This is a genomic window from Actinophytocola sp. (assembly GCF_036378875.1).
Lineage (GTDB): Bacteria > Actinomycetota > Actinomycetes > Mycobacteriales > Pseudonocardiaceae > Actinophytocola.
On record NZ_DASUVO010000013.1, the window covers coordinates 1 to 26,437 of the forward strand.

The following is a 26,437-nucleotide window of genomic DNA, read 5'->3' on the forward strand; positions in this document are numbered from 1 at the left end:
GGAAGCCTGGTGGTGCCGGGTGCGCTCGGCTGGGGCTGCGCTGAGCTGGGACCGCAGACCATGGGGATCGGCGCCGGGGTGGCCGCTGCGGCAGTCGGCGCGTGGTATCGGGGACACCCGAACAGCTTCGACCGGGTGGTCACCCCGCGGGTGCGGTCGGCGCGGCGTCGGTGGTGGACCTACAGGGGTGGCCGGTGGCAGAAGGCCATGACCGACTGCGAGCTGTTCACCACGCACCGCAAGACCGGGGCGGATCACTTCCCGCGGGTGCTGAAGGTGCGGGCGCACTCGCCGACGGTGGACACGGTGTGGGTGGAGCTGGCCCGCGGCCAATCGGTCCGGTCCTTCACGGATCGGGTGGAGGAGCTGTGCGCGGCGCTCAACGTGGAGCGGATCGGGATCGAGAAGGTCAAGCCGCGGGTGATCGGGCTGGTCGTGCAGCACGCGGAACCGTTCACGGAGGTCATCGACGCGCCGGAGATGCCGGCCGAGTGCGACGCGGTGGACCTGCGGTCGGTCTACCTCGGGGATGACGAGTTCGGCGGTGAGTGGCGCGAGTCGCTGACCGGGAATCACTGGTTCGTCGCCGGGGCGACCGGGGCGGGGAAGAACAGCATCGGGTGGTCGCTGCTGCGCACACTGGCTCCGCTGTTGCGGGATGGGCTGGTGCGGCTGTGGGTGTGTGATCCCAAGCAGATGGAGTTCGCCAAGCTCGCGCCGATCGCGCACCGCTACGCGGCCACCGATGAGGACTGCGCGGACCTGATCAGTGACTACGTCGAGGACCTCAAAGAGGGCCAAAGCCGGTTGAGCGGTAAGGGAAAGCGCACCCTGACAGTCTCGGCTGACACGCCGGTCAACCTGCTGATTGTCGACGAGATGGGCGCGTTGCTGGCCTATGGCGACTATGCCCGGGAGAACCGGCGCAATCTCGCGGTGGTCGGGTCGCAGGGCCGCTCCAGTGGGCATCACATGGTCGGGTTCGTGCAGGAACCGACCAAGGACACGGTGCCGGTGCGGGACCTGTTCACCGTGCGGGTGTGCCTGCGGCTGACCTCGGCAGGGCAGGTCGACGGCGTGCTCGGGGAAGACGCCCGGCTGCGCGGCGCTCTCGCCGACGAGATTCCGAACATGCCGGAGACCGCGGGTATCGGCTACGTCGTCCGGCCTCGCACGCGGGTCCCGATGCGGGTGCGTGCCGCGTATGTCGATGACCGCGAGGTAGATCAACTCGTCAACTTCGTCCACACCGCCAAGTCGAGTGGGCGGACCAACCTGGAAGTGGTGGCCTGACCATGCCGCACAACACTGAGCGCCCCGCGATCATGCTGGGCCTGCTGATGCTGTTCGGACTCACCATCCTGACCGTGGCCGTGGCCGTGCCTGAGTTCGGGTACGGCCTGCTCGGCCTGGTGGTCACCCTCGTCGTCGGGCTGGTCGTCGGGTTCGTGGTGGCCTGGCGGCGCACCCGCTTCCAGCCCCGCGACGACCAGCACCGCCCGGCCCGACAGTCCACGCCGGTCGCTCGGTCCGACGTGCGGGAGGTGGCGTGATCATGCTGCGCACCACCGGACAACTGATCGGAACCTGGCTGCGGGTCACACTTCTGCTCGGGCTCGGCGTGCTGGTCATCGGCTGGATCTGGGGTTTCGGTTCCGGCCCGTTCGTGATCGCAGTGCTCGTTGCGGTCGTGGTCGAGCTGCTCGCGCTGCGCGGCCTGGCCCGCGAGTGGGTGTTCGAGGCCCGCGGCCACTGGTGGTGGTTCTGATGGCCGACCAGCTCGACCTGTTCGGCACCGCCACCACGGACGACATCGACCCGCCACCGCCATCCGGCACCCGGCGTGCCCGCTCGCTGGGTGCCCGGTCGACGGGCCGCCCCGAGGTCGCCGCGGAGGTTCTCGCCGACGTGCACCACGGCCGGTACGGGCTGCTCGACGACGGAGACCGGTACGTGGTGTTCGAGGACGACACCCGCGTCCGGCTCGCCACCGACGAGAACGTGCTGGCCTCGCTGGCCGCCAACGGCTACGTGGAGCGGCGCCCGGCCCGCGACACCGTGTCCTGCAAACACGGCGCGATCCGCCGACCGGTCATCCCGCTGCGGCTCACCAAAAGCGGGCATGCCCTGATGCACCGCTGGGCCGCGCTCGCGAAACCGAAGATCCGCGGTGGTGAGACGACCATGACCGCCTCGTGCGGGCAGTCCGCGCACGCCGTGGACGAGCGGGAACCGTATGGGCGGTGGCGGGTGTCCTGGCTGCCGGGCCGCACCGTGTCTCACAACCAGGCCACCACCGCCCTCGTGCTCGCCTCGCACATCGCGGCCGGGGCGACCGGCCCAGCACACCGCCACTGGCCCCACATCGTCGGGTGGGCGGCAGAGCTGGACCTGACCGCAGAGGCTGCGGTCGCCGCAGTGCAAAGCACATCGAACCCCTGACTCCAGAAAGGACCAACCCTGTGTCCACGGCAGCCGAATCAGCCGCGTCCCTTTACGACACCGCGACGCGGCGCCTGGATGAGGTCATCAAGACCATCGAGGACATCTCCGTTCGCAGTCTCCCGAACGAGCACTACCGCACCGCGGTCCGGCTGCTCGCGGAGGCGTACGACCTGTGGCGCGACCTCACCGCCGCCCGCGACGCGCTTACGAGCACCGGCTGACAACAGAGAGGAGAACGGGCCATGCGCGGCAAGCTCGCCGACGTGATCCGGATCGGCGTCGCGGTCGTCCTCGGCGGGATCGGCGCGGCGGCTGGATTCACCCACACCCACGACTGGGCCGTCTCGCACGGCCAAACCGGGTGGCTCGCGTGGGCGACCGCGGTGGTCATCGAGGGCATGGCGGTGGTGGCCGGGTTTGAGATCCACCACGACCGCGCTGCCGGTCGCTCATACGCGCTCCCTGCAACTGTGCTGGTGTTCGGGGTACTGGTCCAGATGACCGCCCAGGTCGCCGAAGCCGAACCGTCCCCGGCCGGGTGGCTGGTCGCAGCAATGCCCGCGCTTGGGTTCCTCGCGGTCGTGAAGCTCCTGATGCGGCGCACGCCCACCGGACCACCCGCGCCCGCTGAGGCCGAACTGGCACAGGAAGCACCCGAACCGGCACCGGCTGCCATTCCTCGAGTGCGGCTGCCTGCCGACATGACCGCCCGGATCGACGCGGCCGTGGCTGCGGCACGGGATGAGGGCCGCGAACCCTCGATCGAGGACATCCAACGCGTGGCCCGGGTGCCGGCCGATTTGGCGCGGCGTGTGCTCGCCGATCGCCCGGCGACCAACGGGTACCCGATCCACGACTGACCCGCACACCCACCAGGCGGGGCACGGCCACCACCGGCTGTGTCCCGCCTTCTGGCTGTGCCCCAACCAACTTGGAGGTGATCCGCATGTGGACGGTCGACGACCGCATTCGTGAACGACTGCGAGCCGCGGACTACGGCGACTGGCGCGCCCGGGTGGAGGCCATCGGCGGCTGTGCCAAGCCGATCCGGCTCGCCGGTGGCTCCACGCTCATGCACACCCCGACCGGTGAGGTGATCGACGAGTACGGCGGGACTGCGTGGGTGCCGTGCGGGAACCGGCGCGCTGCGGTGTGCCCGACCTGCTCGGACCGCTACGCCGCCGACGCGTTCCACCTGATCCGCGCCGGGCTGTCTGGTGGCTCCAAGGGTGTCCCGGAGTCGGTCACCGACCGGCCACGCGCGTTCGTCACCCTCACCCCGCCCTCGTTCGGGCAGGTCCACAACCGCGCGTTCACCAGCACCGGCCGACCGCTGCGCTGCCCATGCGGGGAACGGCACCACGAACACGACCCACGAATCGGCGCACCGCTCGACGCCGACGGGTACGACTACACCGGCGCGGTGCTCTGGCAGGCACACACCGGCGTGCTGTGGCACCGGTTCGTCACCCGCCTACGCCGCGAGATCGCCAAACGCGCAGGCATCCGGGTCCGCGACTTCAAGTACGTAGCCCGCGTCTCGTATGGCAAGGTCGCCGAGTACCAGCGGCGCGGGCTCGTCCACTTCCATGCCGTCGTCCGCCTCGACGGACCGGACGGCGCAGTCAGCCCACCGCCGACGTGGGCTACCGCCGACCTGCTCGACGAGGCGGTACGCGCTGCTGCTGGAGCTGTCGCGGTCAAGACGATGCGACCGGACGGCACCGCGCTCACGCTCACCTGGGGCGGGCAGGTCGACATCCGGCCGATCCTGCGCACGTCCGATGTGGAGGACGACGACGGACAGATCAGCGAACAACGCCTGTCCAGCTACATCGCCAAGTACGCCACCAAGGGCACCGGCAAGACTGAAGCCGCCGACCGCCCCGTCCGGTCTCAACTGGACATTGACCACCTGCGGGTCTCCGACCACCACCGGCGCATGATCCAAACCGCCTGGGACCTCGGCGACCTCGACCAATACGCGGAGCTGAACCTGCGGCGCTGGGCACACATGCTCGGCTTCCGCGGCCACTTCCTCACCAAGTCCCGCGCCTATTCGACCACGTTCAAGACCCTCCGCGGCGATCGCCAGGCGCACCGGCTCGTCGAGCGGCTGACCGCGCTTGGCATCCCTGCCGAGGACTTCGCCGACATCATCGTGATCAACGACTGGGAGTTCACCGGCACCGGCTACGCCGACGACGCCGAACGCGAACTCGCCGCCGCGATCTCCGACCGCACCCGGCAAGCACGGCTCAACCGGCACCGAACAGAACAGGAACAAGCAGCATGAACGCATCCAGGCTGTGGGGGATCAAGGACGTCGCCGAGTACCTCGGCATCCCCGAACAGACCCTCTACCAGTGGCGCACGAAGGGCTACGGCCCGCCCGGACGTCGCGTCGGCAAGTACGTCAAGTACCTCCCGGCCGACGTCGAACGGTGGTTCCGGGAGCTGCCCGCGGAGGTCGCCTGATGGGGCGGCTACCGCTGTCGCCAGGAACAGCTGGCGAGATCCAGGTCAAAAAGGTTGGGCGGTCATGGTCAGCTAGGTGCCGTTACCGTCACGAGGACGGCACGTACTCGGACGTTCGTCGCCGCGGGTCTACAAAGGAGAAAGCGCGTAAGGCTGTTCGGGATGCGATCAGCGAGGGGATCGCCCGTGCGCCCGGCGCTACCCTCGCGCCGACTGCGGTCTTCTCAGAAGCGGCTCGGTTGTGGCTCGCTGGATACCGCGCGGACGCGGAGAACGGCATCTACTCGTTATCCTCGGTGGACACCTACAGCGACCACCTCAGGAACCATGTGCTGCCGACGCTGGGAAGTCTGCGGTTGGTGGAGGTGAAGACGCCGGTCGTGAACAGTCTGTGTCAGGCCAAGCTCAAGGCCCACAGTCTGAGCCTCGCCAAACACACAAAGGCCGTGGTGAGCAACGTGATGACCTACGCGGTGCAGGCGGGAGCGATCAAAGCGAATCCAGCCCGTGAGATCGCACCGTTGACTGAGCGGCGGGCGAAGAACAAGCGCAAGAAGGCCCGTTCGCTCTCCGCCGGCGATGTCGCCGACTTCCTCGCCAAGCTCGACACCGATGAGGAGGCGCTGCGGGGTGATTTGCCGGACCTGGTTCGGTTCTTCGTCGCGACAGGGGAGCGGCGGGGTGAGGCGCTCGGCGCGCAATGGTCCGACTTCGACGCCGAGGTGAAAACGCTGACGATGAGCGGCAATATCATCCAAGCCCGCGGTAAGGGCATCGTTCGGAACGCGGGCAAGTCGGAGACCTCGAACCGCTCGATTCCTCTGCCGGACTGGTGCGTGCGGATGCTGGAAGCCCGGAGGGCCGCGCTTGGCGACGTCGACCCGGGCCAGCCGATCTTCCCTAACAGTCGTGGCGGCTACCAGAACGCGTCGAACCTCACCAACCGGCACTGGGTGCCGTTCCGGAAGCGGGCCGGTTATGAGTGGGTCACATTCCACACGTTCCGGAAGACGGTCGGGACGTTGCTCGACGAGGCGGGGTTGACGGCGCGGCAGATCGCTGACGTCCTCGGGCACTCGCACCCGTCTATGACCCTGAACAATTACATGGGTCGTGGTCAGTCGTCCCGGGCGAGCGCTGACGCACTTGATGCGATGGTCAAAGGCAAGGAGGGATGATTGGCCATTTATTGGCAACCGGTGCCCTGAGGATGCAGGAAGGGCCTCGTCTCGACGAATCGAAACAAGGCCCTGACCTGGTCTTGCTGTCTCAACCAGACAGCGCGCCCGAAGGGATTCGAACCCCTAACCTTCTGATCCGTAGTCAGATGCTCTATCCGTTGAGCTACGGGCGCATGTTCAGTTGTGTGGCGGAGGCTCCGGGATTTGAACCCGGGAGGGGTTGCCCCCAACCGCATTAGCAGTGCGGCGCCATAGACCAGACTAGGCGAAGCCTCCCCGGAGACCGCTCGTCGAGTACCTTACACAGCCCCTCTCTCACCGGCCACACCCGGGGGTCACCTCGGGATGAAGGCGGTCAGTGAGTCGGGGTTGGCCAGGGCGTCTCGGCTCACCGCTCGTTCCGGGGGTACGCCGGCGAGGATCTTCTTCACCGGGACCTCGCACTTCTTGCCGTTCAGGGTTCTCGGGACCTCGGACACCACGATGAAGCGGTCCGGCACGTGGCGGGGGGAGAGTGCGGCCCGCAGCGCCGTCCGTAGGCGGGGCTCCACCGCGTCCAGGGGCACGCCTGGCGCCAGCACCACGAAGCACAGGAGCTCGCCCTCCACGTCGGCGGACGTGTCGATGACCAGCGAGTCCGCCACCTCGTCGAAGCCCTCCACCACGCGGTAGAACTCGCTCGTGCCCATGCGGACGCCGCCTCGGTTGAGGGTTGAGTCCGATCTGCCGTAGATCACCGCTGAGCCGCGCTCCGTGATCCGGATCCAGTCGCCGTGGCGCCATGTGCCTGGGTACGGCTCGAAGTACGACTCGCGCATTCGGTCCCCGGGCGTGTCGCCCCACAGGTACAGCGGCATGGACGGCATTGGTTTCGTGATGACCAGCTCGCCTACCTCGTTCGTCAACGGTTTACCTGCTTCGGACCAGGACTCCACCGCGGCGCCCAGTGCTCGGCAGGACAGCTCGCCCAGCCACACCGGGACGTCCGGGGCCGAGCCCACGAACGCGGTGCACAGGTCCGTGCCGCCCGACACCGAGCAAATCTGCACGTCAGCGCCCACCTCGTCGGCTATCCAGCGGAAGCCCTCCGGGCTCAGCGGGGCGCCGGTCGAGCCCAAGGCCTTCAGTGCCGTCAGGTCGTGGTCCTTGGCGGGGGTGAGGTGTTGCTTCAGGCATGACTGGATGTACGGGGCGGAGGTGCCGAAGTAGGTCACGCGGTGTCTGGCCGCCAGGCGCCACAGCGTGCCCAGGTCCGGGTGGGCCGGGCTGCCGTCGTACATGACCACCGTCGCGCCCACCATCAGGGCGGAGATCAGGTAGTTCCACATCATCCAGCCCGTCGTGGTGAACCAGAAGAAGCGGTCACCTGGGCCGAAGTCGGCGTGCAGAGCCAGCTGCTTCAGGTGCTCAACCACGATGCCGCCGTGGCCCTGCACGATGCCCTTCGGCAGGCCCGTCGTGCCGGAGGAGTACAGGACCCACAGCGGGTGGTCGAACGGGACGGCGTCGAAGGTCAACTCGCCGGCACCGCTCGCGAACGTCGTCCACGGGACCGTGTCCGGGGCCGTGGCCTCCTCGGACAGGTAGTCGATCAGCACGGTCGCGCGCAGGCTCGGGATCTGCCGCTGCAACTCGGCCACCGTCGGGCGCACATCGAAGGTCCGGCCGTTGTACCGGTAGCCGTCCACCGCGAACAGCACCACCGGCTCGATCTGGGTGAACCGGTCCGCCACGGCCCGCACCCCGAAGTCCGGCGAGCAGGACGACCACGTCGCGCCGAGGCTGGCCGCCGCGAGGAACGCCACCAGCGTCCGCGGCATGTTCGGTGCCAGGGCCACCACTCGGTCACCGCGCTGCACGCCAAGGTCCACGAGGGCCGCCCGGACCGCCGCAACCTGCGCCCGCAGCTCACCGTACGTGAGCGTCGACGACAGACCGTCCTCGCGTTCGAAGATCACCGCCTGTGCGTCGTCGGCGCCGGCGGACAGGGCGTGCTCCGCGTAGTTGAGCGTCGCGCCGGGGAACCAGGTCGCGCCCGGCATCTCCGTCGAGCCGAGGACCCGCTCGTGGTCGCTGTGGAAACGGACGCCCAGGAACTCGACCAATGCGCCCCAGAAGGCCTCCAGATCGCTGGTCGACCACTCCCACAGCGCCTGGTAGTCGCCGACCTCCACACCTCGCGTGGACGCCAGCCACCTGCGGAACTCGGCCATCCTGCTCGCCTCGACGCGCTCCGGGTCCGGACGCCACAGCGGTGTGTCGGTCATGGCCTGTTCCTATCCCATATCGCAGGCCCTTGCCATGGTGTCCACCCACACATCGCGGCCCGTGACCGGTGAGTTGTCCTTGTTCTGACCAGCCGGTGTCCACTTGGACAAACGGGACGGATCAAGGCGGGTTTCATGCCTGAGTCCCCTGATCACCTTCGGAATCGATCACGGAGGTGGTTGACTTGCGAACGTGTCCGAGATGTCGGCTGAGCGAGGGTGGACCTCGCTGTCGTCGGAGGTGAAGTTCGCCTCCCAGTGGTTCGAGGTGCGGCGGGACGCCGCGCGGCGGCCGGACGGGTCGCACGGGGACTACGACCACGTGCTCGCGCCTCCTGCGGTCACCGTGCTCGCCGTCGACGAGCGACAGCGGATCGCCGTCACGCGGCAGTGGATCTACACACACCGAGGCCCGCAGTGGCGGTTGCCCGCGGGGCGGGTCGACGACGTGGACACCGAGCCGGGCGATGCCGCGCGGCGCGAGTTGGCCGAGGAGGTCGGGGTCTCGGCCACGGACTGGTCCATGCTGGGCACGATCAACTGTGCCGACTCGTTGACCAACCACCGAGACCATGCGTTCTTCGCGACCGGGTTGCGGGACTGCGGCGAACGCCGGCTCGAACCGGGCGAGGCCGACCTCGAGCTGCACTGGTTGCCCGTCCAGCAGGTCGTCGACATGGTCCTCGCCGGCGAACTGCCACACGCCGGCAGTTCGTTCGCCGTGCTGGTCGCCAAGGTGCGGGGACTCCTCTGAAAAGAGGGTGTTTCCCGTTTCCTTTTTTAGTGGGAAACGGGCAATATATTGTCGCCGATGGCCAGCTGCGTGAATTCTTCTGGTAGGCGCCACAAGGCGCCAGAAGAATCCCAGGAGGAAATCATGTCGAGGACACGTGCGGCCGTTTTCACGGCTCGTTTCGCGGTGTTGGCCGGTGCGGCCGCCATCGCGCTCGCCGTCCCGCTGTTCGGTGCCACCGCGGTGGCGGGCGCCGAACCCGAGCCGACCCCCACCACGACCGCGACCACCAACGGGCACGAGTGGATCGGCTGACGAGATTCCGGCGCCGGGGTGAGGGGGTTAACCCGGCGCCGAAAACATTGCCATCCGAATGTTCCGGTGGTGTACTCGGCAGCAGGGGAGCAATGCTGGGGAGGCAACCGTGGCTGAGTCGTTTGGCGCGTTGTTACGTGATTGTCGCGCCGCGGCCGGCGTCTCACTCGGAGAGCTGGCGCAGCGCACCCACTACAGCAAGGGGCACGTCAGCAAGATCGAGAACGGGCTGAAGCGGCCGACCGCGATGTTCGCCAAGCAGTGCGACCGCGTACTGGGGACGGACGGCGTGCTGGCGGCTGCGGTGCCGGAGAAACCGAGCAGGGCCGAGGCTGCGCGGACCGACGAGGTGTGGGTGCTGGAGTTCGACGACTCCGGTCTGCGGTTCGCGGAGCTGCCTCGCCGTCAGGTCCTCGCCGGGGCGGGGGCGCTGCTCGGGTTCGCGGTCACCGGCGGCGCTGTCCCGACCATCGACGACGAGACGTTCTCGATCCTGCGCGCGTCCTTCGACCAGTACCGCACGCTGGGCACGAGGACGAGTCCCGCGGCCGTGCTCGGCCAGGTCATCGCGCAGGTTCACACGCTGCGCTCGCTGGCGGTCGACAACCCCGAACCGATGCGTTCCGACCTGCTGCTGCTGGCGGCGCGGGCCGCCGAGTTCGCGGGTTGGATGAGCCAGGAGGCCGGGTGGGACGCCGACGCGGCGCGCTGGACCAACCGGTCGGTGGATCTCGCGACCGGTCGCGACCCGCACATGGCGAGCTTCGCGTTGTTCCGCCATGCCGAGATCGCGTTCTACCAGCACAACCCGAGGGAGACCGTCGAGTTGGCCCGCCGCGCGCAGAAGGACCGGAGCGCCGGCCCCCGCATCCTCGGCCTGGCCGCCCGCTGCGAGGCGCAGGGCCACGCGCTGGCCGGCGACGTCCGCGGTTACGAGGAGGCACTGGACCGCGCGGCCGCCCTCCTCTCCATCCGCGAACGTGGCAACGGGCCGGTGCTCGGCTCGGCGTCGGTGCCCGACGAGGTCGCGCTTGTGCGTGGCTGGTCGCTGTACGACCTCGGCCGCCCCGGCGACGCCGCCGAGGTCCTGGACCATCAGCTGCCCATGATCCCGCTGGGTGCGCGGCGGGCCCGCGCCCGCTTCGGTGTGCGGCGGGCGCTCGCACACGCCCAGCACGGCGACATCGACGAGGCCTGCGTCGCCGCCCGCGAGGTGCTGACCGACGCGGCCAGGGTGGACTCGGCGACAATCCGCCTCGACCTGCGGGAACTCTCACGCACCCTCGGTCGCTGGCACACCGACCGCGCCGCGAGCGAACTACGCCAGGAACTGGTCACGATGCTGCACTGACCTGGCCCGGACTTCTCCGACCACGGAGTTGTCCACAGCCCACCGAGTTGTCCACAGGCAAGATCGACTTGCCCGTGACGGTCACCCCCCACCGGTAGACTGGCTAGCGGGGTGCCCCCGGGAATGGGTGGGGGCCGCCGTTTTACACTCTACGGTAGGTGTTTGTGCAGGTCAGTGCTGGTTTGTCGGCTCTGCCAGCGGGGTCGGTTTCAGGTCTTGGGGAATAGGCTGGACGCTAGAAGGTCATAGATCAAGTCTGCTCTAGCCTCTTGCCCCGGGGCCGTCCGAGTCGTGTTTCCGCGGTAGGCGCTTTGCGTCGGGCATCACCAGCTCCCAACGACTTTGACGGAACCCTGTCCGGGATCGGGTGAGGGCTGGAGCAACGCGCGCGACGCTGTGTTCGCTTCCTGCTCACGCTCAGGGTGTTGTGCAGGCGCAGGTCAGTGCGGCCAGTTCGGCCTGCACCGCGCTCGCTTCGGGTAGGCCCAGTTCGGTGAACTCGGTCAGGGCGTCCTGCCAGTGGATCGGGGTGTGCTGGCCGGTGGCGTGCATGACCATGGCGACGCGGTGGTTGGCCTTGGCGCGTTGCACCCGTTCACCCATGCCGGCCGACATGTCCAGTGCGGCCCGGTAGGCGTGGAGCGCGGCCTGCTGATCGCCGGTGGCCCATGCTGTTTCGCCGCGGTCGAGGTACAGCTGGGTGCGTAGGTTGGGGTCCACGACGAGGTCGGCGACGCTGCGGGCCTGTTTCTGGCACTCCACCGCCTCCACCAGGCGGCCGGCGAGGCGGTGGGTGTTGCCCAGGTTGTTCAGCGCGTACGCCTCGCCGGCCCGGTCGCCGATTTCGATGGCCAGGGCACGGGCCTCGGTGTGGTTGGCGAACGCCTCCTTCAGCTGGCCGAGTCGTTGCCGGACGCAGCCGAGGTTGTCCAGCGAGTGCGCCAGCCCCGGCTTGTGGTTCAGCGCCCTCAGCAGCGTGATGGCCGCCAGGTGCCGGCTCTCCGCGGTCCGCAGGTCGCCCTGGAACTCGTTCAGCAGTCCGAGCAGGTCGAGTGTGTTGGCCTGCCCGCGCTTGTCGCCGATCCGCTCGTAGCGGTCCAGCGCGGCCTCGTACTTCGCGGCCGCGGCCGCGAAGTCGCCCAGGCTGCGGGCGGCCATCGCGGTCGCGGACAGGGTGTCCGCCTCGCCGAGGACGTCGCCCAGTTCCAGCCACAGCGGGAGTGCCTGTTCGGCCAGCCGGCGGGCTTCGATGAACGCGCCGGAACGCCAGCGGGCGCCGGACAGCCGTAGCCACACGTGTGCGAGACCGCGGGTGTCCGTCAGCACGTCCGCCGCCTTCTGCAACGTCTCGGTCCAGTCGCGGAGGTGGCCTCGCGTGTACAGGTAGCGCCACAACAGCACGGCCAGCTGCCAGGTGTGTTCCTGCCGGTCGTGTTCTGCGGCGTGGTGCACGGCCGCGACGAGGTTGTGCCGTTCCTCGTCGAGCCAGGCCAGCGCGGCCGCGGTGTCGGGGAACCGTGGCACGACCGGCCTGGTCGCTCCGATCGACGGTTGGCGGTCCCGGTCGAACGGGAACAGCACGGCCATCGCGGTGGCCGTGGACGCCAGGTAGAAGTCGAGCAGGCGGTCGACCGCGGCCGCCGGGTCCGGTGGTGGGTGGGCGGCCAGTACGTAGTCGCGCAACGGATCGAGCATCTGGAACCGCTCCGGCGCGGACTCCTCGAGCAGGCTCATCCGGTGCAGGTCCTCCAGCAGCGGATGAGCCTTCGAGATCCCCAGCAGTGCGGCCGCGCCGGGGCCGGACAGGTCGGGGCCCGGCGCCACGGCGAACAACCGGAACAGCGTCCGCTGCTCCTCGGTCAGCTGGTCGTAGGACACGGTGCACGCGACGTACGCGGCCTCGGGGAACGTCGTGTCCGGGCTCACCGGGGACGCGTTGCGCAGCAGTTCGACCAGGTGCGCGATCGGCCAGCGCAGATGACGCTGGAACTGCGCGGCGACCAGGTGGATCAGCAGCGGCACGTGCCCGCAGCGGGCGACGACCTGCCGAACCTTGTCGCTGTGGCCGCGGATCCGGCTCGGGTTGACCAGGCCGCGGAACAGCTCGACGGCCTCCTCCGGCGCCAGCGGCTCCAGCCTGATGTGTTCGGTCGCGGCGAGCGCACCCTGTTCGCGGCTGGTGATCAGCGTGAACATGGCGCCCAGCAACGGCTCCACCTGGGTCTCGGACGCGGCGTTGTCCAGCACGACCAGTGTGCGCGTCCCGGCCAGCGTGGACCGGTACAACTCGGCGCGCGCCACCGTGCTCTGCGGGATGGCCTCCGGCGGCACACCCATGTCCGTGAGCAGCCGTTCCAGCGCGGCCGCCGGCGCGGTCGGGGCGACGTTCGGGCTGAAGCCGTTCAGATCGACGAACAGTCGGCCGTCCGGGAACACGTCGGCCAGCCGGTGCGCCGCGCTGACCGCGAGCGCGGTCTTGCCGACGCCGGGCATGCCGGAGATCCACAGCACGGTCGCGTCGTCCGCCACCGCGGAGCGCGCCATGGAGTCGACGAAGGCCAGTTCGTCCGCGCGGCCGGTGAACCGGGTCGGGCGGATCGGCAGCGAGCTCAGCCGGTCGCCGTACTGGGCCAGCCACATCATCTCCCGCAGCTCACGGCAGGGGTCCATGCCGTGCTCTTCCAACGCGTCCCGGGTCTGGTGGTACACCTCGACCGCGCGGACGTGATCACCCGCCGCCATCAGCGCGCGCATCAGCGGCATCGCAAGGCGTTCCTGGCTGTGGTCGTCCTCCCACGCCGTCCGCAGCCGGTCGCGGATCTCCCGGTGCCGGCCCGCGGCCAGCTCCAGCCGCGCCAGGTCCACAAGGGCATCGGTCTTCAGGTCCTCTGGTGGTACGACCGCCGGACCGCCCACCCGGTCGGTGTCCATATCGGAGAGAAAAGGCCCGCGCCACAGGTCCAGCGCCTGGTAGAACAACTTTGGGTCGCTGTTTTGCCTGGCAAGTTCGGTCAACCGGGTGAATCTCACCGTGTCGATCAGGGTTTCATCTACACGAAGCACATAGCCCGTCGCGGTCTTGTCGATTACCACCTCGGTGGTGTCCTTGAAAGCTCGCTTGAGCCGGGCGATGTAGCCGGTGATCAAATCCGAGCTCGGCTGGTTCTTCTGGCCGCGCCACACGTATTCCTGCAGGTATTCCTTGGTCACCGTGTGGTTCGCGTGGAGCAGCAAGATCACCAACACGAGGCGTTGCTGGCGGTCCCCAGGATCGAGCTGGGTGCCCTCATGCCACACCTCGAACGGGCCGAACAGCCGGAAGTCCATATCTGATCCAGATCTGGTGCGGGTTAGCACGTCATCCTCCCGAGTGGGAGGAGAAGAGAATGCCAGAAGAAATACTTCCGTTCTACGTCGTCTGCGACCAGTCCTATTCGATGGCTGATCACCTGGACGCGCTGAACGACGGGTTGGCCCAGCTCCACACGGCGGTGGGCACCGATCCTGTGGTCGCCGACAAAACCCGGTTCTGCCTCATCGGGTTCGCCGGCGACGCGCAGGTGTTGTTACCGCTGTGTCGTCCGAGCGACGTGGTCGGCCTCACCGACCTGACGACTAGAGCGGCGACCAACTTCGGTGAGGCGTTCACGTTGCTGCGCGACACCATCGAGAACGACGTCTTCACTTTGAAGGCGCAGTACCACCTGGTGTACCGGCCGGCCGTGTTCTTCCTGTCCGACGGGCACCCGACCGATCCCGCGATCTGGCCGGCGGCCTACGAGCGGCTGGTCGACCCGGACTGGCTGGCGCGGCCGAACATCATCGCGTTCGGCATCGGGGACGCCGACGCGGCGACCATCTGTCGGATCGGCACGTTCCAGGCGTTCATGAGCCAGGGCGGCGTCAGCCCGGCCGCGGCGCTGCACGGCTTCGCGCACGCCCTGACCACGTCCGTGGTCCGGTCAAGCGACGACGGTGTGGTGGAGCTGCGGGTGCCTGCCCGCATCGACGGCTTCACCACCCTCCGAATCGACCCGCTGTGATGACCACATGGGGAGACACGGGCGTCTTCCGGCCGCGTGAGCTCGGGTCGCGGTCCCGCGCGGCCGGCGGGCCGTGGCGGCTCGACGAGGTCGTCGACGTGCCCGACACGGTCGTCGACGCGGGACAGGTCGGGGCGCTCGAGATCCGCGCCGCCTCCACACGCGGCGCCGCGCACCGCAGCCGGGGCGAGGTCAGGCAGGACGCGGTGGGTGTCCTGGACCTCAGCGGACGGTACGTCCTCGCCGCCGTGGCGGACGGGGCGAGCACGGCCACCCACGCGCACCGCGGCGCGCAGATCGCCGTCCGGCACGCGCTCGGCTACCTGGCCTGGGCGTTGCCCGGCGCGGACCTCGACAGCGTGGACATGGTCAACGCGCTGCGGACCGCGGGACGGGCGGTGCGCGACGCCGGACCGTCGCCGGAAAGTCGCGCGACGACCCTCACGGTCGCCGTCGTGGAGCTGGGGTGGGCTGGGCAGGGGCACCGGTACCGGGCGGTCCGGGTGGGGGACAGCCCGGCGCTTGTGCTGACCAGCGGCACCTTCCTGCCGCTGTTCGCCAAGCAGGGCAACGACCGGCTGCCGACGCCACGCGGACCGGCCGACCGCGTGCAGGGTGTGCTGCGGGCCGGCGAGGCGCTGGTGCTCGCCACGAGCGGGCTCGGCGCCCCGGTGCGGGAGACGCCGGTCGGCGCGTACCTGGCTGAGGCGTGGTCGGAGGTGCCGGGCCCGGTGACCTACCTGCACCACCTGCAGTTCGACCTACGGAGCTTCGAGGACGACCGCACGGCCGCGGTGATCTGGGCAGGCCATGAGCACTGAGCGAGCCGCCGGGTCAAGGCTCGCGAACGCCGAGCGGCAGCGAGGCCATGTTGCTGACGTCGCACTCGCTGACCTCACGGCCGCGGCGAAGATCGCGGACGGCGGTCAGGGCCGGGTGTTCCGGTTGGCGAGCCCGCCCGGAGTGCTGCTGAAGCTGTACCACCGGGGCGTCACGGTCCTGCCGGAGGAACTCGGCCGGCTGATCGACCTGCCGGGTGACCGGCGCGATCTGGGGGTGGCGCCGGTCGCCTGGCCGGTCGGCCGGGTGTTCGACGACGGCCGGTGTGTCGGGTCGCTCGTGCCGGAAGCGCCTGCGGAGTTCGCGACCTCGCTCGCCGGCCGGCGTCGACTGCTGGAGCTGCAGTTCCTCCTGTACCCGCGGCGGGCGATGTGGGCGGACCTGGTGCTGCCGACCGACACGGAACGGCGTGGACTCGCCGTGGCGTACGTCGAGCTGTTCCGCGTGCTGCACGGCAACGGCGTGGTGGTCGGTGACGTGTCGATGCGCAACCTGCTGTGGACGCTGGCCACAGGGCCCGCGGTGTTCGCCATCGACTGCGACGGGTTCCGGCTGGCGGGCCGACCGCCTGCGGTGCGTTCGGTGGACACGGCGGGCTGGACGGATCCGGCGCGGCCGCCCGAGGTCACGGTCGACACGGACCGGTACAAGCTCGCGCTCGTGGCGTTGCGGGTGCTGCTCGGCAACCACGAGGTGACGCCGGAGGACGTCTGCCGGGGGGCGTTCCCGTTGGACCCGGAGCTGACCGCACTCGCCCGGCACGCGGTCCGTCCTGGCCGGCGACCGCCCGCGGAATGCTGGCTCGGAGCGCTCGGAGCAGACCTATGACGCGTTTCCTGTTTCCTTTTTCCGGGGGCGCCGGGAAAACCGTATTCGCCGCGGCGTCGGCGGCGCATGCTGAATTCATCGATCGGGCTTTGTGTGGAGGAACCGATGAGAATTCTGGTTTCAGCCGCCGGAATGTTGCGGATGGCGGCGATGTGCTTCGTGATGGGCATCGTGCTTGGCGTCTACTTCGGTGTCGCCGGCACCTCGGAGGCGGTGCCGCCGCCACCCGCCCACACAGTGGACGGTGGCACACCGGTGGAAGCTACCGCCCCGTAAACGGAACGTTTTGGTGTCGCAGGGCGACGGTTTGACTGAATCTGTGGAGGAGTGCACGATGGCCGCACACACCGAACTGGTCAGCGACCTCAAGGCGTTGCGCAAGGGACGTGGCCTGTACGTCAACAATGTTGCCGAGCGGGTCGGGCATACCCTTCGCGATCTTTGCGGGGTGACCGAACAGGACGGGCCAGGGGAAATTCGCGTGCGGGTCGCGCAGCGGCTCGAACACCTCGCCGTTGAGCTGCCCGACGATCTCCGGATCGCGGCGCTGGCGGCGTTCGGGATGATTCCCGCGGCCCGCCACCCGCTCTACCAGGAACGGGTGAGCTGGATAGCACAGCGAATCGGCCGCGACCCCCGCACGGCACGCCGCCGAATCGACGACGCCATCCACCAGTTGGCCCAGCTCGCGGTCACGCCATTGCGGTTGCGGGGCGCCGAACCAGCCAACGCCGGCTGGTACACAGTGGAGAGCTGGGTGATCCTCAAGCTGGACGGCACCACGCCGGAGGCCATCGAGCACCACCGCATCGTCGCCGCACAGGACAACCTCCGAGAGGTCGACCTGGCGACGACGTTCGGTCAGCCCGCCGTGCTGAACGGCGGCACCCTGTGCGGCCGCTCGCTGGTGCTGCCGACTCCGCTGTCGGTCGGCGAGTCCCACGACTTCTGGGTGCGCTCACGCAACCCCGTGCGGCCGAGGCAGTTCCTGTACATGCCCCGCCGGCGCACCGACCACCTGGAACTACGAGTCCGCTTCGACACCGACCGCCTGCCCCGCGCGGTGTCCCGCCTGCAGGGCCGCCCACCCCGCGACCGCGGCCGCGTCCAGATCGACAAGGCAGGCGAGATCAGCCTCACCTTCCGAGACCTGAAGCGCGGCATCGGCTACGGCGCCCGCTGGGACTGATGACGGCGGACTCTCAAGGGGCGCGGCAAGAGTCGCGCTCGTTGATCAACGCCAACACAGATGGTTGCGCAGGCATCCCCCACCCATACCCGGGGGGCCACCCCGAGGCCATCGTACCGTGCCGCGGGGACAAAAGCCCTGGTCGCGGGGGCCTGTGGACAACTTTTGGGGGCCAGTCCGAGCGAATGGGACACTCGCGCGCCCACCGGAGTCGCATGGGCCTGCTCTAACCGGCTGCCAGAGGGGCCGTGCTGTTGCGGACGATCAGGTCCGTGGCCAGTTCGACCCGAGGGCTTTCCGTTTCCTCGCCCCGGGACAGGCGGAGCAGCATGCGCGCCGCGAGGGTGCCCATCTCCGCCAGGGGTTGCCGGACCGTGGTCAGGGGTGGGGACGCCCAGCGGGCCTCGGGGAGGTCGTCGAAGCCCACGACGCTGACGTCGTCCGGGACGCGTAGTCCTCGTTGCCGCAGGCCCTCGTAGACGCCGAACGCCATCTGGTCGCTGGACGCGAAGATCGCGGTCGGTGGGTTCGGCAAGGACATCAGCGCGCTGGCGCCCCGGAAACCGGACTCGTGGTAGAAGTCGCCCGGATGGATCAGTTCGTCGTCCACGGGGACGCCGGCCGCGTCGAGGGCGGCTCGGTAGCCGTCGAGGCGGGCTCGGCTGCACAGCAGGGTGGTCGGGCCGGCGATGAAGCCGATCCGGCGGTGGCCAAGCGAGGTCAGGTGTTCGGTCGCGGCGCGGCCGCCGGCCCAGTTGGTCGCTCCGATGGTGGGGACCTCCAGTGCGGGGCCGCCCGCCGGGTCGATCACCACCGCCGGCACGTTCAGGCGCCGCAGTTCGGCCTGGTGGGACGGCTGGAGGGTGGACGCCACCAGGATCACGCCGTCGGACTTGCGGGCACGCAGGTTGTCCAGCCACTGCCTGGTCGCGGCCGAGTGGCGGTGGATGCCGCTCACGACCGTGCCCACCGCGGCGGCGTGTGCCACGTCCTCGACGCCGCGGATGATCTCGACGGCCCATGGGCTGTCGAGGTCGTTGAACACCAGGTCGATCAGGCCAGCGTGCTCGCCGCGTCTCGATCCGCGCCGCTGGTAGCCGTGCTGTGCCAGCAGCGCCTCGATCCGCGCGCGGGTGGTCGGGGACACGTCCGACCGCCCGTTCAGCACGCGGGACACGGTCGGCACGGACACGCCCGCCTCAGCCGCGATGACGTTGATCGTCACCTTGCGTTCTCTGGCCATCGTCAGCTCCCGGAGCCAATCGCCGAAACTTTCGGAAGTCTACTTGCTACCCATCCCAGCGAGACCCGCGATCAGCCACCGGCGTGCCACCAGGTACAGGACGAACACCGGCAGGGCGGTCAGCATCACGGCCATCATCATCCCCGGCACGTTGATCTGGAACTCCTGCTTGAAGCTGGTCAGCGAGAGCGTCAGCACCCGCATGGACGGGTCCTGCGTGAGGATCAGCGGGAACAGGAACTGGTTCCACGCGCCCAGCGCCGTGTACGTGCCGACGGCCGCGATCGCGCCCTTGGACATCGGGATCACCAGCTGCCACATGATCCGGAAGGGCCCGGCCCCGTCCACGGTCATCGCGTCGTACAGCTCGTTCGACACGTCCCGCAGCGATCCGACGAGCACCAGGATCACCAGTGGCAGCCCGAACGCCACGGTCGGCAGGATGACCGCGGTCAGCGAGTCGTACAGCTGCATCCGGTTGATGATCAGGTACAGCGGGATGATCGTGGCCTGCGCGGGGATCGCGAGCCCTGCGAGGAAGACCCGGAACGTGGCGCCGGAGAACCAGGTCAACGACCGGACGATCGCGTACGCCGCCGGGACCGCGATCACCAGCGTCAGTGCCACGGACGCGGCGGTCACGATCGCGGTGTTGAGCATGTACCGCATGAACCCGCTGTCCATCACGTCGACGAAGTTCTCGAACGTGATCGCGCCGGGCAGCGCGAGCGGTCCGTTGTCGAGGAAGCTGTCGCGGGTCTGCACGCTCCAGGACACCATCACGTAGATCGGCACCCCGACGATCACCAGCCACACCGTGGCCAACGCACCCGCGATGTAATTAGGCCTTGTCTTCACAGGCCCTCCAGCGTGGAGTCCATCTTCCCGAAACCGGAGAATCGCACGATGATCAGCGAGACGGCTGTCGCCACGATGACCAGCACGGACGCGATAGTCGAGGCGTAGCCGAACTCGTAGGCACGGAACGACCGGAAGTACATCTCCAGCGGCAGCGTGCGGGTCGCCGTGCCCGGGCCGCCGTTGGTCATCAGGAAGATGGTCTCGAAGTACGTCAGGGACCCGACGATCGAGATGGTCGACGATGTGATGATCGTGTTCTTCAGCTGCGGCAGCGTGATGTACCAGAACGCGTGCCACCGGCCGGCGCCGTCCACTGTGGCCGCGTCGTACAGCACGTTTGGGATGTTCCGTGCCGCCGCCTGATACAGCAGTGTGTGGAACGGGATGAACTGCCAGCCCACCACGATCACGATCGCGGTGATGGCGCCGGACGCGGTACCGAGGATGTTGCGGAACGGTTCGAGTCCCCGACCGATGCCCACGTACGGGTCGAACAACCGGTTGAACAGCAGGGCGATCGCGGCGGTCGACAGCAGCAGCGGCAGGAAGAACAACGCGGAGAGCACCGCGCGGTTGCGTTGTTTGCCGGCCGCCCACACGCCGAGCAGGATCGACAGCGGCGTCTGCGTCGCCCAGAACAGCGCGGTCAGCAGGAGCGTCACCGAGGTGATCTCCCAGAGCGCGTCCTGCCGGAACAGCCGGATCCAGTTCTCCGCCCCGATGAAGCCGGGCGTGCCGACGCCGGACCAGTCGGTGAACGACAGGTACACCACCAGCACGAGTGGAAACGCCGCGAACAGACCGAAGAACAACACCGCCGGCAGCAGGTACAGGGCGTTCGGCCGGCTGACACGCTTGCTCCGCCGCGGCACGGGCGGGGGCACCGCCCGCGCCGGCGCCGGCGCTTCCGTGATCACAACCATGTTTTCAGGCCGCTCCCTCGGCGCAGTGTTGATGGTTCGCTCCGCAAGCTCCGCTCACGACGCGTTCTCGTTCGCCTTGACGAACCCGGCCGCGTCCAGCTCGCCGAGGAACACCTTCGACAGCGCCTCGAGCATCGGCTGGGCCTTCTCCCGCTCGATGGCCTGGTCCCAGGACAGCTGGAAGGTCGGTGCCTGGTCGACCATGTTGTAGACCATCTCGGCGAACGCCGGGTCCGCCGCCTTGTCCATCTGGCTCTCGAGCCCGGTCACCGCCGGCACGTCGCCCATCTCGAGCCACTGGTCGACGTAGGCCGTCGAGGCCATCTCCTTCTTCAGGTAGTCGACCGCCGCGTCGACGTGCTTGGAGTCCTTGCTGATCGAGAAGTAGTTGGTGGGGTTGCCGACGATGGCCTTCGGGTCCCCGACCCCGCCCTCGACGGTCGGGAAGTCCGTGAAGCCCTGGTTGGTCTTCGCGTACTCGGGCTCGTTGGTCACCTGGTTCGTGTACTCCCACGAGCCCATCAGGTGCATGGCCGCCTGGCCCCGCGCGATCAGTGTGGACGCGCCGGCGGCGTCCCAGCGCACGGACGCGAAGCTGTCGCCGAAACCGCCCCGCTGGACCAGGTCGCGGATCATGTCGATGGACCGGGTGATGGCCGGGTCGCGCCACGCCTCGGGCTCACCGGCCGCGATCTTCTCGAACACCTGGGAGCCACCGATGCGGTCGACGAGGTACTCCGGCCACACCAGCTCGGTCCACGCGTCGCCGCCGGCCAGCGCGAACGGGATGATGCCGTTCGACTTGGCCCGGTCGACGATCGTCAGCAGCTCGTCCCACGTCTTCGGCGGCTGCACGCCGAGGTCGCTGAAGACCTGCTTGTTGTAGAACAGGATGATCGGCTGCATGCCGCGAGCCGGGACGCCGTAGTACTTGCCGTCGATGGTGCCGGCCTCGAGGACGGACGGGAGGAACTTGTCCTTCCACGCCTTGTCCTTGTCGAAGTACGGGGTGAGGTCGAGTAGCAGGTCGTCCCGCGCGTACGTGCGGATGCTGCCGCCGCCCCAGTTGTAGAACACGTCCGGCTTGTTGTTGCTGCCCATGGAAACGTGCAGCTTGTCGGTGTAGCCGTCGTTGGGCGTCGCGACCAGCCGGGCCTTGACGTCAGAGTTCTTGTTGAACCGCTCCACCGAGCCGTTGTGCGCGAGCTGCTGGTTCTCTTCCTGGAGCACCCATACCTGCATCGAGTCGCCGCTGCCGGAGGTGGCATCCGTGCCGCAGCCGACGATGCCGGCGCCGACACCCGCACCGAGTAAGCCAAGAAAGGACCTTCTGGGAAGTCGCTGGGGAACCATGCCGTGGCGCCTTTCAACGATGTGGCCAGCGCGCAGAGGCTGCGAGACAGCGAATCGCCCCAGCGCGATCGACCTGCCGTAAGTTTCGGATTACATCCGGTAGTTGAAGCGAGGTTACGGTGGGCGCAACTGAGAGGTCAAGCCCTTGCTACCGGTAGTTCTCGCCGTTAGCTTGAGAAACGGCCGTTTTCTGCCGGTCGAAACTTTCGGGATTGGAGTGCGGGATGCGCGACGAGCCGTGGCGCGATCCGGCGCGCCCCGCCGAAGAGCGGGTCGCCGACCTGGTCGGCAAGATGACGTTGCGGGAGAAACTGGCGCAGCTGTACGGAGTGTGGCTTGGCGAGTCCACTTCGGACGGTGAGGACGGGGTCGCCCCGTTCCAGCACGATCTGGTCGCCCCGGACCTGAACTGGCCCGAGCTGATCAAGAACGGGCTCGGTCAGCTGACCCGGCCGTTCGGCAGTGCGCCGGTCGAGCCGGCGGCCGGCGCCGCACGTCTCGCCGGGTTGCAGGAGGAGGTGATGGCGGCCGGCCGGTTCGGCATTCCGGCCGTGGTGCACGAGGAGTGCTCGACCGGTTTCATGACCCACCGCGCGACGATCTATCCCACGCCGCTGGCATGGGGCGCCGCGTGGGCGCCGGAGCTGGTCGAGGAGATGGCGGCGACGATCGGCGCCGGTATGCACGCGGTCGGTGTGCACCAGGCGCTCGCGCCCGTGCTGGACGTGACGCGGGACGTGCGGTGGGGCCGTACCGAGGAGACCATCGGCGAGGACCCGCACCTGGTCACGACCATCGGCGTCGCGTACGTCCGTGGCCTGCGGTCGGCGGGGATCATGGCCACCCTTAAGCACTTCGTGGGGTACTCGGCCTCGCGCGGGGCCCGTAACTTCGGACCCGTCGCGATCGGCGCCCGTGAGTTGGCCGACGTGTTGCTGCCGCCGTTCCTGGCGGCCGTGCGTGCCGGCGCCGAGTCGGTGATGCAGGCGTACGCGGACGTCGACGGCGTGCCGCCGGCAGCGAGCCACGCCCTGCTCACCGAGTTGCTGCGGGACCGCTGGGGCTTCGAGGGCACGGTGGTCTCCGACTACTTCGGGGTCACGTTCCTGGAGACCCAGCACCAGATCGCGGCGAACCCCGCGCAGGCGGCCGCGCTCGCGCTGGCCGCGGGCCTCGACGTGGAACTGCCGAACGTGCGCGCATACGGCACGCCACTGCTGGACGCCGTGCTGGCCGGCGACACGTCCGAGTCCCTTGTGGACAGGGCGGCGACCAGGGTGCTGAAGCAGAAGTGCGCGCTCGGCATGCTGGACCCGAACTGGGAGTCGCCGCTACCGGCCACTGTGGACTTCGATCCGCCGGAGGCGCGGGCACTCGCCCGCCGCATCGCCGAGGAGTCGGTGGTGCTGCTGTCGAACGACGGCGTGCTGCCACTGCGAGACGAGGCGTCGATCGCGCTCGTCGGCGCCCAGGCGGACACGGCCTCGGCGATGCTCGGCTGTTACTCGTTCCCCCAACACATCCCGTCCGCCCCGGAAGGGGTCGCGATCCAGACACTGCGGGAGGCACTCGCGGGCGAGGCGTCGTTCACCTACGCCGAGGACGGCGAGGAGGCCGTGGCGGCGGCACGGCGGGCAGACGTGTGCGTGGTCGCGCTCGGCGACGAGGCCGGGTTGTTCGGCCGAGGCACGTCCGGCGAAGGCACCGACGCGGCCAACCTGCGGATACCGGGCGTGGAACTGCTGGAGTCGGTGCTGGAGACCGGCACGCCGGTGGTGCTCGTGTTGCTGACCGGCCGCCCGTACGCCCTGGGGCCCTACCTCGACCGGTGTGCCGCGATCGTGCAGGCGTTCTTCCCCGGCGAGGAGGGCGGTTCGGCGGTGTCGGGCGTGCTGACCGGCCGCGTGAACCCGTCCGGCCGGTTGCCGGTGAGCGTGCCGGCCGACCCGTTCGCCGCGCCGTCGTCGTACCTCATGCCCCCACTCGGCCGCCTCAACAGCGCGAGCTCGGTGGACCCGACACCGGCCTTCCCGTTCGGGTACGGGCTTTCGTTCACGACGTTCGACTGGACCGACGCGATCGCCGACGGGTTCACGGTGTCGGTGACCGTGACCAACACCGGCTCGGTGGCCGGCGCGGACGTCGTGCAGCTGTACCTGCACGACCCGGTCGCACAGGTCACGCGGCCGGTCATGCGGTTGATCGGGTACGCGAAGGTGCGGCTGGCGCCGGGCGAGTCGCGGCGGGTTTCCTTTGCCGTGCCGGAGGAAGTGGCCGCGTTCACGGGTCTCGCCGGCAAGCGGATCGTCGAGCCGGGCGTGGTGGAGCTGCGGCTCGCGGCGTCGAGCGACGACGTGCGGCACGCGTTCACCGCGACGATCAGCGGTCCGGAACGTGAGATCGGGCCGAGCGAGGAGCGCGAGGTTTCCGTTACGGTGGGTTGATGATCGACGTCGCGATCGTGGGCACGGGTGGGATCGCCGCATTCCATGCCGAGGCACTCGCTGCCCACCGCCGCCGGGCCAGGATCGTGGCGGCGACGGACGTCAAGGCCGCGGCACTGGCCGCGTACAAGTCGAAGTGGTCGGTGCCGGCGGTGTACCCGACCCTGGACGAGTTGCTGGCGAACGAGAAACCGGACCTCGCGACACTGTGCACGCCACCGGGGCTGCACGCGGAGCAGGCGGTCGCGTGCCTGTCACGTGGGATCTCGGTGCTGTGTGAGAAACCCCCGGTGCTGAGCCTGGCCGAACTGGACGCGGTCGAGAAGGCCGCGACCTCGTCGGGCGCGTTCTTCGCCACGGTGTTCCAGCACCGGTTCGGCAGCGGTGCCGTCCGCCTGCGCCGGCTGGTCGGCGACCCGAGGTTCGGCCGGCCGACGGCGGCGGTGTGCCACACGCTGTGGTTCCGCGAGGACGAGTACTTCGCGGTGCCGTGGCGGGGGAACTGGGACATCGAGGGCGGCGGCCCGACGATGGGGCATGGGATCCACCAGTTCGACCTGCTGCTCTCGATCCTGGGGGAGTGGCAGGAGGTGGTGTCGGTCGCTGCGCGGCAGGCGAAGCCGACGGACACCGAGGACCTGTCGTGCGCGCTCGTGAAGTTCGCGAACGGCGCCGTCGCGACGATCGTCAACAGCGTCGTGTCGCCCCGCGAGCAGAGTTTCCTGCGGTTCGACTTCGAGCACGCTTCCGTTGAGCTGGACCATGTCTACGGCTACACGGACAAGAACTGGCGGGTGACGGCCGCGCCGGGCCACCAGTCCACTGTGTCCTCCGCGTGGAAACAGGGCCCGTCCGGCACCCCGAGCGGCCACAAGGCACAGTTCGCGGAGGTGCTGTCGGCGCTGTCGTCGAGCACCGCGCCCCCGGTGTCCCTTGCTGACACGAGGATGACGGTCGAACTGATCGCGGCGATCTACGCGTCGGCGTTCACCGGCACGCGGATCCGCCGGGGCGAGCTGGGCCCGGACTCGCCGTTCTACCACCGGATGAACGGAACGGGCGCGCCGTGGAACTGACGGACTCGGGCTCGGCTGTCACCGCTCGCCATGACGGCGTGGAACTGTGCCGGTACGTGTACCGCCCGCCGGAGCCGGCGATCGAGTCACCGCGCCCGTACTTCCACCCGGTGCGCACACTCGCGGGCCACGAGGTGTCGATCTACCGCCCGCCCGACCACGTGTGGCACAAGGGCATCGCGTGGTCACTGCCGAACGTGGGCCCGCAGAACTTCTGGGGCGGCCCGACCTTCGTGCGGGGCAAGGGATACGTGCAGCTGGACAACAACGGCGCGATGGCCAACCGCTCGCTGACGGTCTCCGGCGACCGCGTGGACCAGGAACTGGACTGGCTCACGTCCGACGGTTCGCGGTGGTTCACCGAGCGACGCAGGATCCTGCTGTCCATAGTGGACGACGCGTGGTCGCTGACGTTCACCACCGCCATGACGAACGTGTCGGACGCCGAGATCCGCCTCGGCAGCCCGACGACGGAAGGCCGCCCGAACGCGGGCTACGGCGGCCTGATGTGGCGCGGTCCCCGATCCTTCACCGGCGGTGAGGTCATCACGCCAGAAGGCACCGGTGGCGACGACCTGATGGGAATCCGCGTTCCGTGGCTGGCCTTCCTCGGCCGCCATCGCCGCCGCCGCATGTCGACCCTGGTCTTCGTCGACGCGCCGACGAACCCGGGGCATCCGGTGGAGTGGTTCGTCCGCTCGACCCCGTTCGCCTGCGTGTGCCCGGCCCCGTTCTTCTCCGCGACGGTCCCGGTGGCCCCGGAGGAGACCCTGACACTGACGTACGCCGTGGTCGTCGCGGACGGCGCGCCGGACCCAGCAAACCTGGCTGCACAGGCCCGGATGTCCTGAAGGCAGCCTCAGGACA

At 69.0% G+C, this 26,437-nt stretch carries 26 protein-coding genes and 2 tRNA genes; 20 read left to right on the forward strand and 8 right to left on the reverse strand.

Annotated features, from left to right (window positions below; translation table 11 throughout):
• From VF106_RS03485 to VF106_RS03525, 9 genes are all read left to right on the forward strand, one after another.
• A partial coding sequence (locus VF106_RS03485) for an FtsK/SpoIIIE domain-containing protein (protein WP_330838076.1) occupies window positions 1-1,293 on the forward strand: 1,293 nt, incomplete at its 5' end.
• A 2-nt stretch (window positions 1,294-1,295) separates the two neighbouring features.
• Window positions 1,296-1,553: a hypothetical protein gene (locus VF106_RS03490; RefSeq protein ID WP_330838077.1), complete on the forward strand. Its 258-nt coding sequence runs from the start codon at window positions 1,296-1,298 to the stop codon at window positions 1,551-1,553.
• Between the two features lie 2 nt (window positions 1,554-1,555).
• Window positions 1,556-1,768: a hypothetical protein gene (locus tag VF106_RS03495; protein ID WP_330838078.1), complete on the forward strand. Its 213-nt coding sequence runs from the start codon at window positions 1,556-1,558 to the stop codon at window positions 1,766-1,768.
• Complete coding sequence (locus VF106_RS03500) at window positions 1,768-2,442, forward strand: hypothetical protein (protein WP_330838079.1); 675 nt, start codon at window positions 1,768-1,770, stop codon at window positions 2,440-2,442. The genes VF106_RS03495 and VF106_RS03500 overlap by 1 nt, the downstream gene beginning before the upstream one ends.
• 20 nt (window positions 2,443-2,462) lie before the next feature.
• Window positions 2,463-2,666, forward strand: a complete 204-nt coding sequence (locus VF106_RS03505; RefSeq protein ID WP_330838080.1) for a hypothetical protein — start codon at window positions 2,463-2,465, stop codon at window positions 2,664-2,666.
• A 21-nt stretch (window positions 2,667-2,687) separates the two neighbouring features.
• Window positions 2,688-3,305: a DUF2637 domain-containing protein gene (locus VF106_RS03510; protein ID WP_330838081.1), complete on the forward strand. Its 618-nt coding sequence runs from the start codon at window positions 2,688-2,690 to the stop codon at window positions 3,303-3,305.
• 86 nt (window positions 3,306-3,391) lie between these two features.
• Window positions 3,392-4,741, forward strand: a complete 1,350-nt coding sequence (locus tag VF106_RS03515) for a replication initiator (protein ID WP_330838082.1) — start codon at window positions 3,392-3,394, stop codon at window positions 4,739-4,741.
• Complete coding sequence (locus tag VF106_RS03520; RefSeq protein ID WP_330838083.1) at window positions 4,738-4,923, forward strand: helix-turn-helix transcriptional regulator; 186 nt, start codon at window positions 4,738-4,740, stop codon at window positions 4,921-4,923. The genes VF106_RS03515 and VF106_RS03520 overlap by 4 nt, the downstream gene beginning before the upstream one ends.
• Window positions 4,924-5,102: 179 nt before the next feature.
• Complete coding sequence (locus VF106_RS03525; protein ID WP_414638844.1) at window positions 5,103-6,101, forward strand: tyrosine-type recombinase/integrase; 999 nt, start codon at window positions 5,103-5,105, stop codon at window positions 6,099-6,101.
• 103 nt (window positions 6,102-6,204) lie between these two features.
• Here the strand turns inward: VF106_RS03525 and VF106_RS03530 are convergent.
• From VF106_RS03530 to VF106_RS03540, 3 genes are all read right to left on the reverse strand, one after another.
• Window positions 6,205-6,277 (reverse strand) — tRNA-Arg (locus VF106_RS03530).
• 13 nt (window positions 6,278-6,290) lie between these two features.
• Window positions 6,291-6,380, reverse strand: a tRNA-Ser gene (locus VF106_RS03535).
• 59 nt (window positions 6,381-6,439) lie between these two features.
• Window positions 6,440-8,371, reverse strand: a complete 1,932-nt coding sequence (locus VF106_RS03540; RefSeq protein ID WP_330838085.1) for an acetoacetate--CoA ligase — start codon at window positions 8,369-8,371, stop codon at window positions 6,440-6,442.
• Between the two features lie 202 nt (window positions 8,372-8,573).
• Between VF106_RS03540 and VF106_RS03545 the strand changes: the two genes are divergently transcribed.
• The 3 genes from VF106_RS03545 to VF106_RS03555 all read left to right on the forward strand — a co-directional run bounded on the left by VF106_RS03545 (window position 8,574) and on the right by VF106_RS03555 (window position 10,770).
• Entirely contained in the window at window positions 8,574-9,125 is a 552-nt protein-coding gene (locus VF106_RS03545) for an NUDIX domain-containing protein (protein WP_330838086.1), read from the forward strand.
• A gap of 123 nt (window positions 9,126-9,248) precedes the next feature.
• Window positions 9,249-9,419 (forward strand): hypothetical protein, encoded by a 171-nt coding sequence (locus VF106_RS03550; protein WP_330838087.1) that lies wholly within the window; start codon window positions 9,249-9,251, stop codon window positions 9,417-9,419.
• Between the two features lie 109 nt (window positions 9,420-9,528).
• Window positions 9,529-10,770: a helix-turn-helix domain-containing protein gene (locus tag VF106_RS03555; RefSeq protein ID WP_330838088.1), complete on the forward strand. Its 1,242-nt coding sequence runs from the start codon at window positions 9,529-9,531 to the stop codon at window positions 10,768-10,770.
• 417 nt (window positions 10,771-11,187) lie between these two features.
• Here VF106_RS03555 and VF106_RS03560 read toward each other — a convergent pair whose 3' ends face one another.
• Window positions 11,188-14,097, reverse strand: a complete 2,910-nt coding sequence (locus VF106_RS03560; RefSeq protein WP_330838089.1) for an AfsR/SARP family transcriptional regulator — start codon at window positions 14,095-14,097, stop codon at window positions 11,188-11,190.
• Between the two features lie 59 nt (window positions 14,098-14,156).
• Here VF106_RS03560 and VF106_RS03565 point away from each other — a divergent pair, with 59 nt between their 5' ends.
• The 5 genes from VF106_RS03565 (at window position 14,157) to VF106_RS03585 (ending at window position 17,670) form a co-directional block, all read left to right on the forward strand.
• Complete coding sequence (locus tag VF106_RS03565) at window positions 14,157-14,813, forward strand: vWA domain-containing protein (protein ID WP_330838090.1); 657 nt, start codon at window positions 14,157-14,159, stop codon at window positions 14,811-14,813.
• Window positions 14,813-15,634 carry a protein phosphatase 2C domain-containing protein gene (locus VF106_RS03570; RefSeq protein ID WP_330838091.1) on the forward strand — a complete coding sequence of 274 codons (822 nt, stop codon included), beginning with the start codon at window positions 14,813-14,815 and terminating at the stop codon, window positions 15,632-15,634. Before VF106_RS03565 ends, VF106_RS03570 begins: the two co-directional genes overlap by 1 nt.
• The gene (locus VF106_RS03575; protein ID WP_330838092.1) at window positions 15,624-16,481 is read left to right on the forward strand and encodes a hypothetical protein; all 858 of its coding nucleotides are present in this window, start codon (window positions 15,624-15,626) and stop codon (window positions 16,479-16,481) included. The genes VF106_RS03570 and VF106_RS03575 overlap by 11 nt, the downstream gene beginning before the upstream one ends.
• A 105-nt stretch (window positions 16,482-16,586) precedes the next feature.
• Window positions 16,587-16,757: a hypothetical protein gene (locus VF106_RS03580; protein WP_330838093.1), complete on the forward strand. Its 171-nt coding sequence runs from the start codon at window positions 16,587-16,589 to the stop codon at window positions 16,755-16,757.
• Window positions 16,758-16,815: 58 nt separating this feature from the next.
• Window positions 16,816-17,670 carry a hypothetical protein gene (locus tag VF106_RS03585; protein WP_330838094.1) on the forward strand — a complete coding sequence of 285 codons (855 nt, stop codon included), beginning with the start codon at window positions 16,816-16,818 and terminating at the stop codon, window positions 17,668-17,670.
• Between the two features lie 226 nt (window positions 17,671-17,896).
• Here VF106_RS03585 and VF106_RS03590 read toward each other — a convergent pair whose 3' ends face one another.
• From VF106_RS03590 to VF106_RS03605, 4 genes are read right to left on the reverse strand one after another with little or no spacing between them, the layout of a single operon-like run.
• The gene (locus VF106_RS03590; protein ID WP_330838095.1) at window positions 17,897-18,913 is read right to left on the reverse strand and encodes a LacI family DNA-binding transcriptional regulator; all 1,017 of its coding nucleotides are present in this window, start codon (window positions 18,911-18,913) and stop codon (window positions 17,897-17,899) included.
• A 39-nt stretch (window positions 18,914-18,952) separates the two neighbouring features.
• The gene (locus tag VF106_RS03595; RefSeq protein ID WP_330838096.1) at window positions 18,953-19,771 is read right to left on the reverse strand and encodes a carbohydrate ABC transporter permease; all 819 of its coding nucleotides are present in this window, start codon (window positions 19,769-19,771) and stop codon (window positions 18,953-18,955) included.
• Window positions 19,768-20,697 carry a carbohydrate ABC transporter permease gene (locus VF106_RS03600; RefSeq protein WP_330838097.1) on the reverse strand — a complete coding sequence of 310 codons (930 nt, stop codon included), beginning with the start codon at window positions 20,695-20,697 and terminating at the stop codon, window positions 19,768-19,770. Before VF106_RS03600 ends, VF106_RS03595 begins: the two co-directional genes overlap by 4 nt.
• A 54-nt stretch (window positions 20,698-20,751) precedes the next feature.
• On the reverse strand, window positions 20,752-22,050 hold the full coding sequence (locus VF106_RS03605; protein ID WP_330838098.1) for an extracellular solute-binding protein: 1,299 nt from the start codon (window positions 22,048-22,050) through the stop codon (window positions 20,752-20,754).
• A gap of 224 nt (window positions 22,051-22,274) precedes the next feature.
• Between VF106_RS03605 and VF106_RS03610 the strand changes: the two genes are divergently transcribed.
• From VF106_RS03610 to VF106_RS03620, 3 genes are read left to right on the forward strand one after another with little or no spacing between them, the layout of a single operon-like run.
• Window positions 22,275-24,494 (forward strand): glycoside hydrolase family 3 N-terminal domain-containing protein, encoded by a 2,220-nt coding sequence (locus VF106_RS03610; RefSeq protein ID WP_330838099.1) that lies wholly within the window; start codon window positions 22,275-22,277, stop codon window positions 24,492-24,494.
• Window positions 24,494-25,570: a Gfo/Idh/MocA family protein gene (locus tag VF106_RS03615; protein WP_330838100.1), complete on the forward strand. Its 1,077-nt coding sequence runs from the start codon at window positions 24,494-24,496 to the stop codon at window positions 25,568-25,570. The genes VF106_RS03610 and VF106_RS03615 overlap by 1 nt, the downstream gene beginning before the upstream one ends.
• Window positions 25,561-26,421 (forward strand): DUF6807 domain-containing protein, encoded by an 861-nt coding sequence (locus VF106_RS03620; RefSeq protein ID WP_330838101.1) that lies wholly within the window; start codon window positions 25,561-25,563, stop codon window positions 26,419-26,421. Before VF106_RS03615 ends, VF106_RS03620 begins: the two co-directional genes overlap by 10 nt.
• The last annotated feature ends 16 nt before the right edge of the window (window positions 26,422-26,437 follow it).

Excerpts from the sequence above, each read along its gene's own strand:
- VF106_RS03495 (WP_330838078.1), top strand. The coding sequence starts at position 1,556 with ATGCTGCGCACCACCGGACAACTGATCGGAACCTGGCTGCGGGTCACA.
- VF106_RS03540 (WP_330838085.1), bottom strand. The coding sequence starts at position 8,371 with ATGACCGACACACCGCTGTGGCGTCCGGACCCGGAGCGCGTCGAGGCG.
- VF106_RS03600 (WP_330838097.1), bottom strand. The coding sequence starts at position 20,697 with ATGGTTGTGATCACGGAAGCGCCGGCGCCGGCGCGGGCGGTGCCCCCG.
- VF106_RS03545 (WP_330838086.1), top strand. The coding sequence starts at position 8,574 with ATGTCGGCTGAGCGAGGGTGGACCTCGCTGTCGTCGGAGGTGAAGTTC.
- VF106_RS03515 (WP_330838082.1), top strand. The coding sequence starts at position 3,392 with ATGTGGACGGTCGACGACCGCATTCGTGAACGACTGCGAGCCGCGGAC.
- VF106_RS03560 (WP_330838089.1), bottom strand. The coding sequence starts at position 14,097 with ATGGACTTCCGGCTGTTCGGCCCGTTCGAGGTGTGGCATGAGGGCACC.
- VF106_RS03605 (WP_330838098.1), bottom strand. The coding sequence starts at position 22,050 with ATGGTTCCCCAGCGACTTCCCAGAAGGTCCTTTCTTGGCTTACTCGGT.
- VF106_RS03490 (WP_330838077.1), top strand. The coding sequence starts at position 1,296 with ATGCCGCACAACACTGAGCGCCCCGCGATCATGCTGGGCCTGCTGATG.
- VF106_RS03575 (WP_330838092.1), top strand. The coding sequence starts at position 15,624 with ATGAGCACTGAGCGAGCCGCCGGGTCAAGGCTCGCGAACGCCGAGCGG.
- VF106_RS03590 (WP_330838095.1), bottom strand. The coding sequence starts at position 18,913 with ATGGCCAGAGAACGCAAGGTGACGATCAACGTCATCGCGGCTGAGGCG.
- VF106_RS03565 (WP_330838090.1), top strand. The coding sequence starts at position 14,157 with ATGCCAGAAGAAATACTTCCGTTCTACGTCGTCTGCGACCAGTCCTAT.
- VF106_RS03580 (WP_330838093.1), top strand. The coding sequence starts at position 16,587 with ATGAGAATTCTGGTTTCAGCCGCCGGAATGTTGCGGATGGCGGCGATG.
- VF106_RS03520 (WP_330838083.1), top strand. The coding sequence starts at position 4,738 with ATGAACGCATCCAGGCTGTGGGGGATCAAGGACGTCGCCGAGTACCTC.
- VF106_RS03500 (WP_330838079.1), top strand. The coding sequence starts at position 1,768 with ATGGCCGACCAGCTCGACCTGTTCGGCACCGCCACCACGGACGACATC.
- VF106_RS03615 (WP_330838100.1), top strand. The coding sequence starts at position 24,494 with ATGATCGACGTCGCGATCGTGGGCACGGGTGGGATCGCCGCATTCCAT.
- VF106_RS03570 (WP_330838091.1), top strand. The coding sequence starts at position 14,813 with ATGACCACATGGGGAGACACGGGCGTCTTCCGGCCGCGTGAGCTCGGG.
- VF106_RS03510 (WP_330838081.1), top strand. The coding sequence starts at position 2,688 with ATGCGCGGCAAGCTCGCCGACGTGATCCGGATCGGCGTCGCGGTCGTC.
- VF106_RS03585 (WP_330838094.1), top strand. The coding sequence starts at position 16,816 with ATGGCCGCACACACCGAACTGGTCAGCGACCTCAAGGCGTTGCGCAAG.
- VF106_RS03610 (WP_330838099.1), top strand. The coding sequence starts at position 22,275 with ATGCGCGACGAGCCGTGGCGCGATCCGGCGCGCCCCGCCGAAGAGCGG.
- VF106_RS03550 (WP_330838087.1), top strand. The coding sequence starts at position 9,249 with ATGTCGAGGACACGTGCGGCCGTTTTCACGGCTCGTTTCGCGGTGTTG.